The sequence below is a fragment of the Amycolatopsis sp. NPDC058278 genome (assembly GCF_042881395.1).
In the GTDB taxonomy this organism is placed as follows: Bacteria; Actinomycetota; Actinomycetes; order Mycobacteriales; family Pseudonocardiaceae; genus Amycolatopsis.
Map to the genome: position 1 here is coordinate 1 of NZ_JBHVXZ010000021.1, position 16379 is coordinate 16379.

General features: G+C 65.0%; 16 protein-coding genes and 3 pseudogenes. 9 read left to right on the forward strand and 10 right to left on the reverse strand.

Translation table 11 applies throughout. The features are described from left to right. Positions 1-144 precede the first annotated feature (144 nt). Positions 145-594 carry an HIT family protein gene (locus ACFVYA_RS13415; RefSeq protein WP_387044867.1) on the reverse strand — a complete coding sequence of 150 codons (450 nt, stop codon included), beginning with the start codon at positions 592-594 and terminating at the stop codon, positions 145-147. A 186-nt stretch (positions 595-780) separates the two neighbouring features. Here ACFVYA_RS13415 and ACFVYA_RS13420 point away from each other — a divergent pair, with 186 nt between their 5' ends. The 4 genes from ACFVYA_RS13420 to ACFVYA_RS13435 all read left to right on the forward strand — a co-directional run bounded on the left by ACFVYA_RS13420 (position 781) and on the right by ACFVYA_RS13435 (position 5312). Then, a complete protein-coding gene (locus ACFVYA_RS13420) occupies positions 781-1068 on the forward strand; it encodes a hypothetical protein (protein WP_387044868.1) in 288 nt (95 codons plus the stop codon). A 393-nt stretch (positions 1069-1461) separates the two neighbouring features. After that, complete coding sequence (locus tag ACFVYA_RS13425; protein ID WP_387044869.1) at positions 1462-3444, forward strand: hypothetical protein; 1983 nt, start codon at positions 1462-1464, stop codon at positions 3442-3444. A gap of 117 nt (positions 3445-3561) precedes the next feature. After that, entirely contained in the window at positions 3562-4017 is a 456-nt protein-coding gene (locus tag ACFVYA_RS13430) for an LLM class flavin-dependent oxidoreductase (protein WP_387044870.1), read from the forward strand. Then, a complete protein-coding gene (locus ACFVYA_RS13435) occupies positions 4017-5312 on the forward strand; it encodes an IS256 family transposase (RefSeq protein WP_387044871.1) in 1296 nt (431 codons plus the stop codon). The genes ACFVYA_RS13430 and ACFVYA_RS13435 overlap by 1 nt, the downstream gene beginning before the upstream one ends. A gap of 301 nt (positions 5313-5613) precedes the next feature. Here the strand turns inward: ACFVYA_RS13435 and ACFVYA_RS13440 are convergent. Next, positions 5614-5718 (reverse strand): annotated as a pseudogene (locus ACFVYA_RS13440) (IS5/IS1182 family transposase); the annotation flags it as partial. Positions 5719-5770: 52 nt separating this feature from the next. After that, the gene (locus ACFVYA_RS13445; protein WP_387044872.1) at positions 5771-6493 is read right to left on the reverse strand and encodes an alpha/beta fold hydrolase; all 723 of its coding nucleotides are present in this window, start codon (positions 6491-6493) and stop codon (positions 5771-5773) included. A gap of 85 nt (positions 6494-6578) precedes the next feature. Here ACFVYA_RS13445 and ACFVYA_RS13450 point away from each other — a divergent pair, with 85 nt between their 5' ends. Then, positions 6579-7145, forward strand: a complete 567-nt coding sequence (locus ACFVYA_RS13450) for a TetR/AcrR family transcriptional regulator (protein ID WP_387044873.1) — start codon at positions 6579-6581, stop codon at positions 7143-7145. 38 nt (positions 7146-7183) lie between these two features. Here ACFVYA_RS13450 and ACFVYA_RS13455 read toward each other — a convergent pair. The 3 genes and pseudogenes from ACFVYA_RS13455 to ACFVYA_RS13465 all read right to left on the reverse strand — a co-directional run. Then, a pseudogene (locus ACFVYA_RS13455) lies at positions 7184-7455 on the reverse strand (hypothetical protein); the annotation flags it as partial. A gap of 33 nt (positions 7456-7488) precedes the next feature. After that, entirely contained in the window at positions 7489-8337 is an 849-nt protein-coding gene (locus ACFVYA_RS13460) for a hypothetical protein (RefSeq protein ID WP_387044874.1), read from the reverse strand. Further along, positions 8262-8789 carry a hypothetical protein gene (locus ACFVYA_RS13465; protein WP_387044875.1) on the reverse strand — a complete coding sequence of 176 codons (528 nt, stop codon included), beginning with the start codon at positions 8787-8789 and terminating at the stop codon, positions 8262-8264. Before ACFVYA_RS13465 ends, ACFVYA_RS13460 begins: the two co-directional genes overlap by 76 nt. A gap of 849 nt (positions 8790-9638) precedes the next feature. On the opposite strand from ACFVYA_RS13465, the gene ACFVYA_RS13470 reads away from it, so the two are divergent. The 3 genes from ACFVYA_RS13470 to ACFVYA_RS13480 all read left to right on the forward strand — a co-directional run bounded on the left by ACFVYA_RS13470 (position 9639) and on the right by ACFVYA_RS13480 (position 12045). Continuing rightward, complete coding sequence (locus tag ACFVYA_RS13470; RefSeq protein ID WP_387044876.1) at positions 9639-10193, forward strand: hypothetical protein; 555 nt, start codon at positions 9639-9641, stop codon at positions 10191-10193. Positions 10194-10594: 401 nt separating this feature from the next. Further along, entirely contained in the window at positions 10595-11401 is an 807-nt protein-coding gene (locus ACFVYA_RS13475; protein WP_387044877.1) for a hypothetical protein, read from the forward strand. A 29-nt stretch (positions 11402-11430) separates the two neighbouring features. Continuing rightward, positions 11431-12045: a hypothetical protein gene (locus ACFVYA_RS13480; protein WP_387044980.1), complete on the forward strand. Its 615-nt coding sequence runs from the start codon at positions 11431-11433 to the stop codon at positions 12043-12045. A gap of 571 nt (positions 12046-12616) precedes the next feature. Here ACFVYA_RS13480 and ACFVYA_RS13485 read toward each other — a convergent pair. Together ACFVYA_RS13485 and ACFVYA_RS13490 are read right to left on the reverse strand one after the other, a co-directional pair. Next, on the reverse strand, positions 12617-12904 hold the full coding sequence (locus tag ACFVYA_RS13485) for a hypothetical protein (RefSeq protein ID WP_387044878.1): 288 nt from the start codon (positions 12902-12904) through the stop codon (positions 12617-12619). Next, complete coding sequence (locus ACFVYA_RS13490; protein WP_387044981.1) at positions 12787-13476, reverse strand: SDR family NAD(P)-dependent oxidoreductase; 690 nt, start codon at positions 13474-13476, stop codon at positions 12787-12789. The genes ACFVYA_RS13485 and ACFVYA_RS13490 overlap by 118 nt, the downstream gene beginning before the upstream one ends. Here ACFVYA_RS13490 and ACFVYA_RS13495 point away from each other — a divergent pair. Further along, positions 13359-13784 carry a hypothetical protein gene (locus tag ACFVYA_RS13495; RefSeq protein WP_387044879.1) on the forward strand — a complete coding sequence of 142 codons (426 nt, stop codon included), beginning with the start codon at positions 13359-13361 and terminating at the stop codon, positions 13782-13784. The two genes, ACFVYA_RS13490 and ACFVYA_RS13495, sit on opposite strands and share 118 nt — an antisense overlap. Positions 13785-13899: 115 nt before the next feature. On the opposite strand, the gene ACFVYA_RS13500 is transcribed toward ACFVYA_RS13495, so the two are convergent. Both ACFVYA_RS13500 and ACFVYA_RS13505 read right to left on the reverse strand, forming a co-directional pair. Then, positions 13900-14673 (reverse strand): serine peptidase, encoded by a 774-nt coding sequence (locus ACFVYA_RS13500; protein WP_387044880.1) that lies wholly within the window; start codon positions 14671-14673, stop codon positions 13900-13902. 615 nt (positions 14674-15288) lie between these two features. Next, a pseudogene (locus ACFVYA_RS13505) lies at positions 15289-15885 on the reverse strand (biotin/lipoyl-containing protein); the annotation flags it as partial. Positions 15886-16379 lie beyond the last annotated feature (494 nt).

The following is a 16379-nucleotide window of genomic DNA, read 5'->3' on the forward strand; positions in this document are numbered from 1 at the left end:
GAACTGGAGACCATCGACAAGAAGATCAAGGCCGCCGCCCAGCCTACCCCCGCCAGGATCGCCCCTTGACATAAAGGGGAGCCATGACAGCGCGTTCTGGCCGCCCGCTGCCGACCGGCTCGCAGCATGAGCGGAAGTCGCCCGTCAGTCCGTCGACGCAATGGCGTCTTTGATCGCTTGCGCGTCGCTGTCGAGGAGCGACCTCTCGCGTTTCAGAGACTTGGCTTTGACGGTCCAGCCGTCTCCTGCGTAGCGAGGGATGACGTGAAGGTGGAAGTGGAAGACCGTCTGGAAGGCGGCTTCGCCGTCACAGAGGAGGACGTTGATTCCCTCGCAGCCCATGCGTGAGCGTCGCAGGGCCTGTGCCATGTCATGACCGACCGACCAGACATGGGCGCTCGTGACTCGATCGAGGTCTTCGAGGCCCACGGCGTGCTTGCGTGGCACGACGAGAAGATGGCCGGGCGTGACGGGGTTCAGGTCCATGAAGACGACAATGGTCTCGTCCTCGTGCACCACGCTGGCCTCGGCCTGCCGCACCGCAATGGCACAGAAGATGCACCCCTGCGCCGCCGACCTCGCGTTCCGGGCCATGCCCGCGATAGTGCCAATCCGTCCGGACACGTGCAATTCAGTTGTTGCTGCAGCCTGACCTCCACCGACCGCTCGTCGGCATGAGCGGGCATCGGCGCGTCGATTACCGGCAGTCTGTCGCAGCCGATGGTGGCCGCAGGCGGATCATCGGTGATCCATCAGCCGCAGAAACGTTGGAGGGATCCGATGACTGTCGGAAGTGAGCAACGCCGTCAGGCACGCACACCCCGCATTGAGGCACAATTCTCGTCTGCAGACGTCGAGGCGGCGCTCGATCTGCTGCACCTGGCGGACATGGCGTGGCATGACTGCTGCGGCCCGCGCGAGCTGGAGCTACCGTCGCAGGTTCTCGAGGATGTGCTGCTGCTGGCACAGGGTGATCTCGCGAGCTTGATCCGCATCTCTCGAGCGGCCGTCTTGGATTTCCGAGACGTCCGAGTGGCCGCGGACGACGAGCGTGCAAGGAGCCGGTAAGAACCTTCCCGCCGCGGGCTCGGTATCTCCTCGGTCATCAACTGGCCAATCCGGTCATTCACATCGCCCCGGCCTGGGGGGCGCTCGCCGGTCGAGGTGCTGCCAGAGTGGTCCGCCGGGGATACGCGCTCTCTGCGGCATGTGAGGACGTTGCAACGCTCGGTCAGCGGCATGAGAGTGCGTTCACGCAGAGCGATCGGATATGTAACGGTGAGGAGTTCGAGGCCACTACTCACACGCCGAAGCTGAGGGTGGAGCCCACAGTCATGATCGACGAACTATGACATGGGAACTCGAAGGCTTCATGCATCGCAGGGGCGAACGGATGCTGAACCGGGTAACCCACCTCGGAGGTAGCCGACTCCGAGGTGCGAATCTAGTATAGTAAGAAGAATGACCACCGAGCCTGCGCCACATCGACGTCTGAAGTTCTTTGGTCCCGCGGACGTCGGAAACTATTTCCAGGCGGGACGCGCAGCTGAGGTTCTTAGTCGATTCGACGCATCAGTCACAACGTACACTGCTTCTGACGTTCTCGAACTATATAATTGCCGACTCTTCGTGGAGAACGGGTACTTTCCCGCATCCTCTTCCGAGGAGCAGCGCGCGGCATTTAAGGCGCTCATTCCCGGATTGCATGAAGTCGAGTCCAAATTCTTTGGCTCTCTGACCGACGAAACGCTGAGTTGCCGGATCGCAGGGGTCAGTCATGAGTATCACGCGGACTTGCTGGAACTCCTGTCACGACACAAGGTCTACCGCCGTTGCTCCGCCGCGAGCGTGCTGGCAATCCTAGACAGCCTGAATGTCAGTACGGGCACGATGCTCTCGTGTGGAAGCCTTGTGCGGGTTTACGATGAAGAGATACGTACGCGTCTTGTTTCGAACGTGGCCAACGCCGAGCATGTGATTCGGCTATATCTCAGCGGTGATGATCGCTCGCAGATGTACTTGCCGCAGAGCTTGAAGAGTTCGGACAAGCGCGCACTGCTTGACGCATACATAGATAGCGAGGAGGCGCATCCGAATCTTCTCGAGCTGATCTCTGTCGCGCGCGTCAACACAGCTGCTGGAATCGACGAGAAGATGAAGCTCAAAGCGAAGCGCAAGCATGAACGATGGACGAAGGAGTTCTTTGAGTCTAACGGTGGCGGAATGGTGATCGGCTGCGAGGTTACTGTTAGCAAGGGGCAAGATGAGCCTGTGGAGGAATCAAGGGACGGGCTCGTGACGAAGTACTCCTACAGTCGCGAGTGGTTCGATGAGAACCTCGATTACCCTACGGTCCTCAACAACTTTCTCTATGTGTTTGAGTTCGTAGATCGTCACATGCTGTTGACGCTGCCCTCGTATCAGGCGGAACGCGGAGCGCTTGAGCGTGCGATGGGACCCGTAGGAAAGGATGCTTATCCAGCGGGTTTCGCCTTTCGCCTTAAGGAGCAGAGTTCCTTCCTGCAGGTCTCTATGTATGAGCGACTTCTCAGACACAACGATGTTGAACTTGAGTCGGTAATCGCGTGGTTCTTCGCGGACTACTTGAGAGGTAGCTTTGGTGTGACGAATCTACGGTTCGCGCCTTCAAGTAGGACTGCAACATACCTTGAGAAGAGTCGTCATCTGTTCGCCGAGATGGAAAGTATCGTCATGCAGTTCTCGCTCTACGTGGAGAACGGCGAGTTTGATCCTGAGCTGCTGGCTATGATGTCTTCCCAGGTCAAGTATCGAGACGTACCGAGCTGCTTGGTCGGCAAGTATGTCTATGTAGGCGAGAGCCCAAACATCCACAACGTCATGCACCTACTCTTCTCGGATCAGTCCGGCTTGGGGTACATAAATGAAAGGATCAGGGCTGACAACGGTGCTCGACTACTCATCGAGCACGATGTTTCTTACGGTGACTTCCATGACTACCAGAAGGGTCAAGTCGACTACCTAATCGCGCACGGCGTAGCCGAGAACACTGGAGGCCATATCCGGCTAGCAAGTGCCGACCAGTTCGTGGTGCTGCGCGATCTCTACGAGTTGGAAGCGGCAAGTTACTACCATCACCGCAAAGGTGCGCGCGAAGCAATCGATGAGATGGTCACAAAGGGTTGGCTTGTGCGGGCCGAGTCACTGTTGTCTAAGCCTGAAACAAACTACTTCAACTACTGCCTCAATCATCAGGACTTCAGCGATGGCCTGAACCTGCGCAACAGGTACCTGCATGGCGCAATTCTTGACGTCGCGGATGAAGAGGAGCACTACCGTACCTACATCACCGCGCTCAAACTACTGGTTGCGCTTGTGATTAAGATGAACGATGATCTCTGGCTGCGCGAGAGTGAGGAGCTCGCTAACGGAACCGAGGCGACTCCGTCTGAGCAGGGCTGTTAGCCCGGATCTTTCGCGTGGGTGACGGCCTGGCTTGAGACTGCGGTCGGTGGTTGTTGCGTGTCGCCCTGCCGGTGCTCGGGATGGTTGAAGTGGCCCGTTGTCGGGTCGGGTTGCCGCGTGGTTCCATGCCCCAACCGAAGACCCGGCCGCGGCCACCGTGTCGTGGTGGCCTGTACCTCCCCGGCGACCGCGGACCTGGCCGCGGCGCGCGGGTTGCCGATGCTGCTGGGCCTGCACATGACCGATGAGCAGAAGGCCGCGATGATCCAGCGGTGCGCCGCGACGGCGCACGCGGCCGGTCACGACCCCGCCGGCGTCGACCACGTCTCGGCCATGCTGGCGCACACGGCCGAGACCCGGGAGCAGGCTCGCTCCGATTTCCGCACCGCGCTGCCCGGCTGGCTCGCCGACGGCCTCGCCGGTTACCGGCCGGCTGACGGCAAGCCCCACCAACCGCGCGATCCCCTGGCGTACGCAGATTTCCTCAGCGATGTGCACGGGGACTGTTCCAAGATCGGTGTTTCCGGCCCGACACGCCGGGCTGAGGTCCGGCGGGATGGGCACTGTGAGTGATGACATCGGACCTTGTGAGTCCACGCAAGAGTGAGTCCAAGCCGGCGCGGGAGCTGTCGCCGGAGCAGGCCGCTGCGGCGGCGATGGTGGCCGAGGCGAAGGCCCGCGGGCTGGTGTTGACCGGGCCGGACGGGTTGCTGAAGCTGTTCACCAAGAACGTGCTGGAGACTGCGCTCAACGAGGAGATGACCGAGCACCTCGGGCATGAGAAGAACCAGGTCGACCCGGATCGTGAGTCGACGAATGTGCGCAACGGCACCCGGCCGAAAACGGTGATCTCGGACGCCGCGGGCGAAGTCGGAATCAACGTGCCACGGGATCGGGAGAGCACGTTCGAACCGCAGATTGTGAAGAAGCGGCAGCGTCGGCTCACCGAAGTGGATGAGATCGTGCTGTCGTTGTATGCGAAGGGAATGACGAGCGGGGATATCTCGGCGCATTTCGCCGAGATCTACGGGTCCTCGGTGAGCAAGGAAACGATCTCGCGGATCACCGACAAGGTCGTCGCCGAGATGCAGGAATGGGCCAGCCGGCCCCTCGATGCGGTGTACGTGGCTGTGTTCATCGACGCGATCCACGTCAAGATCCGTGACGGCCAGGTCGCCAATCGGCCCGTCTACGCCGCCATCGGCGTGACCATCGACGGTCACAAGGACGTCCTGGGCCTGTGGATGGGCACCGGTGGCGAGGGCGCGAAGTTCTGGATGAGTGTGCTGATCGACCTGAAGAACCGCGGCGTCGGGGACGTGTTCTTCCTCGTCTGCGACGGACTCAAAGGCCTGCCCGACGTCGTGACGAACGTGTGGCCGAAAACTATTGTTCAGACCTGCATTGTTCATCTGATCCGCAACACCTTCCGGCTCGTGTCCCGGCGGGACTGGGAGGCAGTGAAACGCGACATTAAACCCATCTACACCGCACCCAGTCCGGACGCCGCCGCGGCGGCTCTCGACGAATTCGAAGAGAAATGGGGAGCGAAGCATGGGGCGGTGATTCGTTTGTGGCGCAACGCTTGGAATGAGTTCACTCCGTTCCTCGACTACGACGTCGAGATCCGGACGATGATCTGCTCCACGAACGCGATCGAGTCGTTGAACGCCCGCTACCGGCGGGCGGTCCGCGCACGCGGGCATTTCCCGACCGAGCAGTCCGCGATGAAGTGCCTGTACCTTGTGACCCGCAGCCTGGACCCGACCGGGACAGGCCGCGCTCGATGGACGATGCGTTGGAAGCCAGTGATCAACGCGTTCGCCATCACGTTCGGTGACCGCTGGCCGGGAGCCGAGACCTACTGATCAACAACGCCGGAAACACCGATCACGGGATAGACCCCTCGTGTTGACCGGCCTGGCTGTGTGGTGCTGAGGTTCGTCGCGGGTTCCGCCGCGATGGGCGGTTGCAGCAGCAGGAGAGATGCGTGCCGGTTGAGTTTCTGCCCGAAGATCAGGCGTCGCCGTAGTATCCGCCGAAAATCGGGCGGATATCCCTGACCTGCCGTTATGTGTTGGTCAGGATCAATTCTGATCGCCGTGATGCTGGGCTTGGGCTCCCTGTGGAAGTGAGCTTTTCCGAGTAACTGTCAGTTGCTGTGTGTGATCATGTGGTGCGGTCGTGGTTGGTGTGGAGCAGGACGAGGGCTGCGGCGGCGATCTTGCCGATGTGCCAGGGACAGAATCTGATGTTGCGCAGGGCGGCGGCCGTTCAGTTCCTGGTCAGAGCATTGACCGGGGGGTTCGTGCGATCCGCCAGTGGTTCAACCACCCAGATCACCGATCTCCAGCCCAACCCTCTCCACCTCTGCAGCAGCATCGAGGACGAGTCGCGAGAACTCGGCGGTGTGGGTCAGTGGCAGGTAGTGCCCGGCGCCCGGCACGATGAGCAGCCGTCCGTCGATGCAGGCCTCGAGAAAGCGGCGCTCGTGGCGCCGGAAGTGGTCGCGGGCGCCGTTGATCAGCCAGGCCGGGCCGGGATACTGCGCGAGTTCCGTGAGAACGTCGAAGTCGTCGAAGGCCTTCGCCACATCCGGGATCACCTCGGTCGCGATCCCGCCTGCCACGACCGCGTCCGCGACCGGTCGCGGCAGAGCGGCGTTGAACTGCCAACGGCTGATCCGCTCACCGCGGTCCGGAAGCCGCATGAACGCGCGGTGCGCCAGCCGGAATGGCGTTTCCAGTGTCCGCCCGGGAATGAAACTCGAACCGGCGACGACCAGTCCGGCCACGCGTTCGGGGTACCGGGCGGCCGCGGCGATGGCGACGTAGCCGCCGAGCGAGTGGCCCACGACGAGGGCCGGCTCGTCGATGGCGTCGACGACTGCTTGTACCGCATCGGGAAGCGTGAACGGCGAGCCGCGATGGGCGCCGTGGCCAGGTAGGTCGATCGCCCTCGCGGGATGCCGCGTACCCACTCTCTCCACCTGCTCGACCCAAGCCGAGCCGCTGATGCGGATGCCATGAACGAACACGACGGGAACCATAGAACCTCCAGACGCAACGCACCGTTGCGTTGCAAAGTACCCTGTCGATCCGACACAACGCAACGGTGCGTTGTATTGTTGGCTGGTGAGCACACGGAGCGGTCCCCGCAAGGAAGAGGCGATCTTCGCCGCGACCCTCGAACTGCTGGCCGAGCACGGCTACGACAGGTTGGCCATCGAATCCGTCGCCGCTCGATCCGGGGTCAACAAGACCACCCTGTACCGATGGTGGCCGTCGAAGGACGCGCTCCTGGCCGCGGCGCTGACCAACTCCGGGCTGCTCAGTATCGACGTACCGGACACCGGCGGCCTGCGCACCGATCTTCTCGCAGTGGCTCGGCATATCGCCAGGCTGCTCACATCCGAGCGCACCGCGCCCATCGTCACGGCGGCACTCACCGCGGCACCGCGCCGACCGGAACTCGCCGAGGTCGCGCGATCGTTCTTCGCCGACCGGATGGCCCGCGAACAGCCGATCTTCCAGCGGGCGCAGGAACGTGGCGAACTCCGTCCCGGCATCGACCCGGTTTCGATCATGGACCTGCTCGCCGGAGCGATCTGGTTCCGCCTGCTCCTGCGCGGCGGTGAGGCGTCACCGGCTTTCCTGGCGGAAACCGTGGACATCGTGTTGGAGGGCGCGACCGATCGCTGACATCTCCGGACCCGCTTCCTACGGACCCGTAGGCAGAACACGAACAGCGCACCGGCGGCGAGCACCGCGTCGCGCAGGACCAGGGTCAGTGCGGCGAGGAGCAGGACGTTCAGCGGCGACGTCGCGGTGTTCGACGTCTCCGTCGCGATCAGCCCCCAGTGTCCTGGAAGGCGAGGTTGCGGGCGTAGGCCAGCGTGATGAACGTGTCGTCGACGAGGTGCCGGCGCACCACCGCGAAGACGACGGCGGACACCACGGCGACGGCGCCGGGCAGCACCCAGCGCCGCGGCCGGGACTCCCGGGCCGCGATCCCGGCTGCGGGGTCCGCGCCGCTGTGCCACGGTTACGGTTCGCGGGTGAGGGTGAAGTGTCCGACGCCCCTGGCTGCGGAGTGCACCTGCCAGCTGTCCGGCCCGGCCGCCGGCCCCGAGCCGTAGTGCAGCCGGTAAGCCGGTTTGCGCGGGGTGATCGAGCGGTCCAGCCAGTGGTAGTTCACCCGCAGCGCAAGGCTCATCAGCGGGCTCGCCGTCGCGATCCGCTGCTCGACCAGCTCCTTCGCGTGGCCGCGGTCGGAGAACTCGTCGATGATGGCGCACTCGCAGTAGTACGCGAGGGTGCCGATCTCCCCGGGACTGGCCACGCTCGCGCCGGCCAGCCGCGCGCCCAGTTCCGTGCCGACCCGCGCGTAGTCCTGCGCGCTGGCCCAGTTCCCGAAGATGACCGGCGACTTCCACGGGATGCCCTGGGCGGCGTCGACGGCCGCCGCGCTCAGCGCCAGCAGCCCGGTCAGCCCGAGCGCGAGCAGCGGGGGAACGGTGCGCAGCGCCGTCCGCTCACGTGCCTGCCCGAACCACGCACCGAAGGCCGCGACGGCGAAACTGGCCAGCGTTGTCGTCGGAGCCACGTAGTACCAATGGAACGGGCCGACGCCGATGAACGAATAGGCGACGAAGTAGAGGACTCCGCCGGCACCCAGCGCCGCCACCGCGCCGAGCGCGGGGAACTCCGGCCGGCGCCGAGAGAACCGCGCCGCGGCCCACACGGCGAGCGCGACCACGCCGATCAGTGCCGGGATGAACGCCACCAGCACGGTCACCGGGTAAACGTTGTAGTACATCACCGGCCCGGTGCGGTAGGTCCACGGTGCGAACAGCCCCGCCTGTGTCTGCTTGATCGCCAGCGTGTCGGGCACGAACGAGCCGAAGGCGACCCAGCTGAAGACGAATACGAGCTGCGCCAGGCGCCGTGGTGAGTGGTCAGCAACACGGCCGCGAACACGGCGACGATGAGGGCGTTGGCGGCGGCGATGACGATCGCGCCGACACGCAAGGCGGTGCTCGGGTGGTTGCGGTTGATGATCAAGGACGTGACGGCAAGCCCGATGGCGCCGACGGGACAGCACAGGAGGGTGGCGACCGCCGCGGCGATACCCCAGGCCGGCTGGCTTCCGGAGAGCCGATCGAACCATGCCCTGGCCGCGGTGCGATACGCCGCTTGCATGCGCGGTTGCGACACCAAATGCCAGGTCGCCGGATCGCGCACGCCGGCGAACCGGTCGATCGAGCCGGTGCGCCCGTCCAGGGTGATGACCGGCCACAGTTGCAGCCAGCTGTCCTTAAGCTTGTGCCGTAGCGAGGCGATCACCTGCTGGACCGTCGATGTAGCGGATGTCGACCGTAACGGTCAGATCGCCACGCACAGCGTCGACAATGGTCGAGGTGGTCGGCTCTCGGCGTTCATCCGAGGTATCGGTTGCGGACGAAGCGGCGGTCATGGGTGGGGAGCCGACCGGTCATCGCCATCTTCCATTCCGTCCTGTCTAGCCCTACCGGTCGGTAGTTGTGACGATCTCGATGTTGTTGATCTAGCGCTACTATCTGCCGCGTCTGGTCCGGAGCGGCTGGGACCGTTCGGAAACAGGACACCGATCATCAAGGGTTTGGAGGCGGGGCTTGGCTCAACCACTTCCCTGGTGACCAGCGTCTGTGGATCCCAGGATGTGTTCGGCGTTGTTCGTGGTGATGGGTGGGAGGACATCTCCGCATGAGGTGGAGGTTCAGGGTCAGGTTTCCGGTCAAGGGAACGTCTCTGATCAGGCAGTTGACAGTTGCCGGTACCGTCGCTCTGGCTGCGGCCACGGTGCTGATGGTCGTGCTGGGCGTGATTGCGGACGCCACCTCGATTCTGGACCGGATAGGATGGTTAGGCCTCGTTTCGATCGCCGTGGCGGTGTTCGGTGTGAGTTGGCTGGCCGGGCAACTACGCGCGAAGGCAACGGACCGCAGCCGACCCCAGGTGATAAGCGCAGTCGTCGTTTTCGTCGTTGGCATAGTCGGCGTAGTCCTGTGCGGACAGCCTTTGCTGACACCGAAAGCTCCGGAGGCCGTCGTAGTGCCCTCGCCAACTCCGGGACCGCCGGACAGCCGTACCGCCAACAGTGGGCCGACATCTGGTGCTGGTAGAGCGGGGCCATCGGAGCCTCCGGTCGCTGCGGTGACGTCGTACGCGGCCATAGGCGGCCGGTCCGGTTGGGTGGTGCCCGACCGAGGTGACGATCCAATTCCCTACCGTTCACCTTCTGCCCCGCCTTCGGCCGAGGCCGTGTTCAGCAGCGGTGGCGAGCTCACCGTGACAGTGCAAGGCCTGGTCGGGAGGTCGGTGGTGCTTCAGTCGATGACGGTCGATGTCGTCCGCCGTTCCCCGGCAATGACCGGTGTGTTTCTGCCGGTCGGCGTCCAGGGAGGGGTGCCGCCCAGGAAGTTCCTGCTCAACCTCGATGCGACTGCGCCCAAGATTGTGCCGGAACCCGACACCGTCTCGTTTCCGTACAAGGTCAACGAAGTGGAACCGGAGCAATTCGTCATCACTCCCGAAGTCACAACAGGCGATATCGAGTGGCGGTTGCTCCTCAGGTGGACCTCCGGCTCTGACGAAGGGACGTTGGTGCTGCCCGAAGCCGGGAAGCCACCCTTCCGCACCACCGCGACCACTGCCGTACGGCCGTTCTGCTTCGACTTCAACCATCGGACGTGGAAGCCATCATGCTGAGAAGGCTGGTTATGCCCCTGGTGCTTGTGGTCGCGACATCCTGCGCCGCCGGTCCCGCACCATCTACACCACTCCAGACGACCTCACCATCCGCACCTCTGGCATCACCCACAGCGTCTGGACAACCGCAACCATTCGAGCCTCCGAAGTGGATCAAATCGCCGCCCAGCACGGCGATCACCGCTAAGTCGGGGCAACAGCTGGCGGGATGGGACGGTGGCGTTCTCCTAGTCAGCAGCTCCTGGGATGGACCCTTCACGGTCTTCACGTCCAAGGACGGCAATGACTGGCGCTCTGCGGCACCGGAAGGCGTAATGCACCCCACCTCGTGTTGTAGTCGCGAGGCAACGGGGTACGGCGCAGCTGGCTATCTCCTCGGCTGGAACTCCCGAGGACTTACCGTGTGGCGCACCGAAGACGGCGCACGGTGGGAAGCGATCCCGCTGGAACTCGGTGACCTCAAGGTCAAATTGTGGCTGGACCTCGACGTCACGATCACGGCGGGACCGCGGGGTGTGCTCGTCGTCGGCAACTACAACAACGGCGTCTATGTCTGGCACTCGGCTGACGGCCGGTCCTTTGGGGCCATGGTGCGAGTCCCCAAGCCAGCCAATGAGTTGCCCTTTCGTGCTGAAGCGTCGGCGACCCCGAACGGCTTCCTCCTCGGCATGAACGACAACAGCGGGACGATGCTGCTCTCGTCTGAAGATGGCGTGCACTGGCAGAACATCAGCGCAGGGCTTCCAAAGATCAACGGCATCGATCACGTAAGCGGCAACGCATCGACCTTGGTGCTGTTCACCTACTACCCGCAACCTGACCAACCGCACGGAAAACCACGGGCCTGGCACCGACGTGACGGCACATGGCAGCCCGCCACGATAGACCCAGGTCGGCTCCCCGACGCCGGCGTGGTTCCGGCCGACGAGCTACGTGTCAACGCGGTACACAACTGGGGTACTGGATACATTGCTGTCGGCAACACGTTCGGTGGCGACGGTCGGGAGACCGCCGGGTTGGTCTGGTATTCAGCCGATGGCTCCGCGTGGACCCGGATGCCGGTCCGTGACAACGGTTTCGATACCGCCTCGGAACTCAACGATGTCGCGGTCAGCCAGGAAAAAGCAGTGCTGGTGGGCTACCCGTCAGACAGCTCGGCCAAACTTCTGACCTGGCAAGCCAAAGCCCCTTCGCTGCCGAATCGCTAACCGCGGACATCACTCTCGGCCAGGACGGCATCAAGGCCGGCGCGTTCCCCGCCGACGTCCTCGACCGTGCCTCACTGACGGATGCCCTGGACGGTGTGAAGGCCCGCTTCGGCGGCATCGACGTACTGGAGTACTCGCCGGCCCCGCATTCCCCGGTACCCGGCTTCACCATGGCCGCTTCCTCGGAGGTCACGGTGGAGAACCTGCAGCCGCAGGTCGAGTACAGCTTCTACGGCGCCGTCGCCGCGGCCCAGGCCATACTGCCCGCCATGCGGGAGGCCGACGCCGGGACGCGTGTGCGCGGCCTTCTGCGGTTGTCCGGAACCGTGAGGTGGCGAACGGTCGCGGGTCTGTGTGTCACCGTGCGCAGTTGTGTGTTCGCGTACAACATCCCGCACGCGTCGCAGAAAACGCTTCAGTGCCCGGGCCGACCTGCTTTCGGAGCCACTGCGCGATCCGCTCTTGCCGAGGCGACAGGGCTTCGGCGGGCGCCATCGGATTCACCAACGTCATCGGATCTCCGTCCGGTGGTTGCCCGAAGGAGCATCACAGTGCCGGCTGTACCCAAGGTGAACGAGCCAGGCCCGGGATCCGCCGGTTGGTCCGGGCGGGCGCCAAAATGCCTTCGTGGATTCGCCCGTTAGGACGCCCGGCTGGAGCAGTCCCCGGCGGTGAAGCGAAATGGGGTCACGGCCTGCTCCAGGTTTGCTCCAGGTACCAGCCGGTAGCTGAAGTTGTTCTTGATAAAACTCAAGATCTGGCACAACGAAAAAACCGCCCTACCTGGATCTTTCGACCCGGCGGGCGGTGTTTCGTCAGGGTGGAGCTAAGGGGACTCGAACCCCTGACCCCCTCACTGCCAGTGAGGGTCGATCATGGCGCTGACCTGCAACGATAGAGAATCGCCTAGTGAAATGATGCGCTTCGGTGCTGTTGCTTGCAACCGTGTGTTGTTCAGAGCAGTTGTAACAGGGGGTTTGCCCCAGCTATGCCCCAGTAAAATTGGTGAGAGGACTGCGGTGCCCTCGTTTCGAACATGTGGCGCATCTGCAGCCAACGGGAGTTCGATGCAGCCGATCAGGATCAGCCGGGGCCGTGTAGTCCGGCCGGACGAGCGTCATGATCGGCTTTGTGAAGGGGGCCTCCCGCATTGAGGCCGCTAAGGGCAGCTCGTGGGACGCACGCTGTGCGTTGGCCGCAGACGTCGTCGCATGGTCATCTCATACCGATACCACCAACAAAGGGGTCGGCTGCTTTCGTGAACGAGGTGCCAGCCGAAGGTGACCGACGCACACCCAGCCTTCGCGAAATCGAGAGCAGACTGCTGGGCTGGAAGACGTTCGGATCCTCGGTGCCGGTGCCCCACCCGCGGTCGGTGAAGGTGTTCACGCCGAAGTGGATGAACGCCATCCGCTCCAGTCGCTGCCAGGCCAGCTGCCGCGGAGAGGGTACGACGTTCGCCGCGTTCGCGATGATCGTGGCGGGCGAGTCGGTCGCCGCCACGGGATGACCGGCGCCGGATTCGCCGCGAATGCGGTACCCGTGGTGAGCGCGGCCACGGCGAGGCACACCACCGCCAGCACGGCCTCGGCGAGAGCTTCGTCGGTGGTGTCGGCAACGACGGGCGTGAAGCCTTCGCCGAGTTCTCCCTGACCCTCGCGCAGGGTGTCGGCGTCGCGGGCGATACTGACGACGTGGGTGCCCGCGGCGACGAGCGCGGCGGCGATTGCGCGCCCGAGGCCGCGGCTGGCGCCGGTGACGACGGCGGTCTGGATGGGACTCAGCGGCTGCTGAACCCGGCGGTATGAGACGAGGGCGCGGCGATGGCCGAGATCCGGCGGTCGCGGTCTCCGGGCCGGTGCTTGCGCAGCGGGGCTGTGCAGGCGGTCAGCTCGTCCCGCAATCGTCCGGGGCGGCGGTCGCCGACTGGAGCAGGGCGATGGCGATAGGGCGGTGGGTGCGCAGTGCGGTCCAGCAGGCCGTGACGTGCTCGCGGATCGGGTCGTCGCCGGCCGGGCATCGCTGTCCCGGCGAGTTCGCTGCGCAGGACGGCGAGGAAGCCGACGGCGCGGCAGGCCGCGGCGGCAATGTCGATGATCTTGGTGTCGAGGTAGCCGCGTTCACCGAACAGTCGCTTCGCCGCGGCCAGCAGCTCGGTACGGGGTCCGGCTCCTGTGTTCGTTCCGCGTGCTCATCGGCCCGCGAGGTGGGGGAGCAGCCGGGCCGAGGATTCGTGGAGCTCGTCTCGCACGGTGTCGAGGTCGACGTCGAGGAGGGGTGTGGTCGCGTTTGCGCCAGTGCCGGCGATTATAACCGCTTCGATGTCGCCGGCGGTGGCGTGCAAGGCTGCGGCGACCGGGTTTCAGCCCCGGTGCGTCGATGACGATGAGGTCGGCCTTCCAGGGGCTAGCCGCCGGCGGTGATCTCGGTGGCTTGTCGAGGGCGCCCGGGCACTCGGCCTCGCCGACCGTATCGGCCGACTCGACGCCGCCTGCAAGTCACGATGAGCTGATGACCGCCGCGACCTCCGGGCACCGCAGGTAAGACGCGACCGTGTGGAAGTCGTTCTTGCCGATGACCACGTCCACATCCCGCTCCACACCGACGAAGTAACCCGACAGCCCGGTCCGCGGGATCGCGACGATGTCACCGACGTCCGCGATGTTCACCCAGCGCCGGACCCGCGGCGGCTTCGACGCGCGGTCCGGCAGGAGACGCGGGAACACGACACTCGGCATGGCGAGCGGGCTGCCCAGCGTGACGAGCAGGTCGACGTCGTGATCCTGGTGCGCCCACAGCGTTTCGTACGCCACGACGCTGCCGAGCGAGTGCGCGACAACGACATCGGGCCGGTGCGCACCGATCGCCTCGGCGACGGTCTGCCGGGCGGCGAGACGGCGTGGCGAGTCCGGCTTGCGCAGGTAGGTGTGCACCTCGCGGCAGAACGCCATCGCCAGCAGCCGCACCGCCTCGCCGAAGTGCCGGGTGAGCCAGTCCGCGGCCGCCCGCACACCCGCCGTCCGCTCCCCGTGCGCGAAGGCGGGCTGCCCACGCAACTGGTCGACCCACGCGACGAACATCTCCTGCGCCTCGGGTTCCAGGTGACCGTCCCCGTGGCTGGTGCCGCGGCGGAGGTGATGCGCGTAGTAGGACACCAGGAGGTCGACGCCGGGCAGGTTCGCCCGCCACCGCTCGGTCAACGCGGCCGCCGCGTCCGACGGGGAGCCGGACTCGTAGTTGCCGATCCCGTGCACACCAACGACTCGCCTCATTCACTCGCTCCAGTACTCGAACGCGATCAGCTCGCCACCCGCGTGAACTAGGAGGCGATTGCTCTTCTGCCACATGGTGATCTGCCACACGGGCCGGCCGACTGGGATCGTGTGGGTCAACGAGCGCGTCACGAGGTCCCACACCCGCACCGTCCCGTCCGTGCCACCGGTGAACACGACCGACCGCCCCTGGAGGTAGGCACCTGTGGCGACCGTGCACCCCTGGTGGCGGCCGAGCTGAGTCCAACTCGGTGTGCCCTCGGAAAGCCCCTTCAACAGGACCAGGTTGGTGTCCTGGTTGGTCACCACGACAACGAGGCCCTCCGGCGCGACGACATGAGCGGACAAGGTGTTCGGCGGCCGGAGCCAGTTACGGCTCACCTCGAGCACGCGGTTGTCTGAGTAACCGGCCCACAACCAGCAACTCGCATCCGCGGACTCGACCAGCACGCTCGGGGCGCCCCCGATCACCGTGCCGGCTATCCCCGTCACCGGTCCCGGCACAGTGAAGTGACGAGTTAGCCTGCCGTCCTCGGGCTCGACGAACCACACGGAACCGTCACCCCAGCCGACGGCCACCTCCTCGTCGACCGATCCGACGGCGGTGACGAGGTTCGGCCGCTCGTCGGGCGCACCGAGCAGCTCTGCCGGTCCGATCACCGCGAGTTCGCCTCCGACCTCGACGATCGCGTCTTCGTCGGCCGCGATCCGCAGCAGCACACCAGCGCACGGAGACGGCATCTCGGTGTCCACCTTGTCCGTCGATACCTCCAACAACGGCTCATCCACCTCGACGCGATCACCGACCTGCTTCAGCCACCGCATCACAACGCCTTCCGTGACAGTTTCCCCCAAAGAGTCCAAGCGCATAATGCTCGGCGACGACAGCACCGCGGGCGTCACCACATCGCGGATCTGGGCGTAGACCTCGACGTTTTCGGCGATCGCGCAGAGCTGCCCGCCGACAGGCACCTCCTTGCCCTCGCCCACGAGGATCCGCGCCACTACCCCGGCCATGGCGGACGGGATCTCGACGTCCACCTTGTCCGTCGATACCTCCAGCAACGGCTCATCCACCTCGACGCGATCACCGACCTGCTTCAACCACCGCGTCACCGTGCCCTCGGTGGTCTGCTCGCCCAGCTCCGGCAAGGTGACAGGCTTGAAGTTCGTGTGCTCGGGCGTCGGCTGCTCCGGGCCGGGATCGCCCAGCACCCACCTCGGCCGCCACACCAGCCCCGCCTGGTCGGCGGCGTGTTGGGCCAACTGCAGTAGGCCGGCCCGCACGGCGATCAGGGCCGCGTCCTCCGGAGAGGCGCCTTCGGCCACCAGCCGCCCCAGGAATGCCAGCTCGTACGAGGCCCGGGACTCGTCGGCGTTCTCCGCGAACCGCTGAAAGGTGGGGTGCAGCAACAGCGCGAAGTCACGTTCGATCTCGGCCAGCCGGCCGGCGACCTGCGCGTGGTCGGCGACGAACCGGAAGACGTAAGGCTCCGCCGCGTCCCAGCAGCGGTGACTGGCCGACCCGAGTGGAGCGATCAGCGCGTCGAAGTACTCCCCCGCCTGGGGAAAGGGATCGAGCGCCAGTGCCTCCGCGAGCCCCTGGTGGAACAGGCGGTAGAGGTTGCTGCGGTCGGTGTCCATGCCCTGCCGCAGGTAGAAGCTGGCGTCGTGCAGGGCGCCGCGGATGTCGGCGACGGTCGGCG

Bases quoted from the DNA above. Each gene is read 5' to 3' on its own strand.
- ACFVYA_RS13415 (WP_387044867.1), bottom strand. From the start codon at position 594: ATGGCCCGGAACGCGAGGTCGGCGGCGCAGGGGTGCATCTTCTGTGCC.
- ACFVYA_RS13420 (WP_387044868.1), top strand. From the start codon at position 781: ATGACTGTCGGAAGTGAGCAACGCCGTCAGGCACGCACACCCCGCATT.
- ACFVYA_RS13425 (WP_387044869.1), top strand. From the start codon at position 1,462: ATGACCACCGAGCCTGCGCCACATCGACGTCTGAAGTTCTTTGGTCCC.
- ACFVYA_RS13435 (WP_387044871.1), top strand. From the start codon at position 4,017: ATGACATCGGACCTTGTGAGTCCACGCAAGAGTGAGTCCAAGCCGGCG.
- ACFVYA_RS13445 (WP_387044872.1), bottom strand. From the start codon at position 6,493: ATGGTTCCCGTCGTGTTCGTTCATGGCATCCGCATCAGCGGCTCGGCT.
- ACFVYA_RS13500 (WP_387044880.1), bottom strand. From the start codon at position 14,673: ATGAGGCGAGTCGTTGGTGTGCACGGGATCGGCAACTACGAGTCCGGC.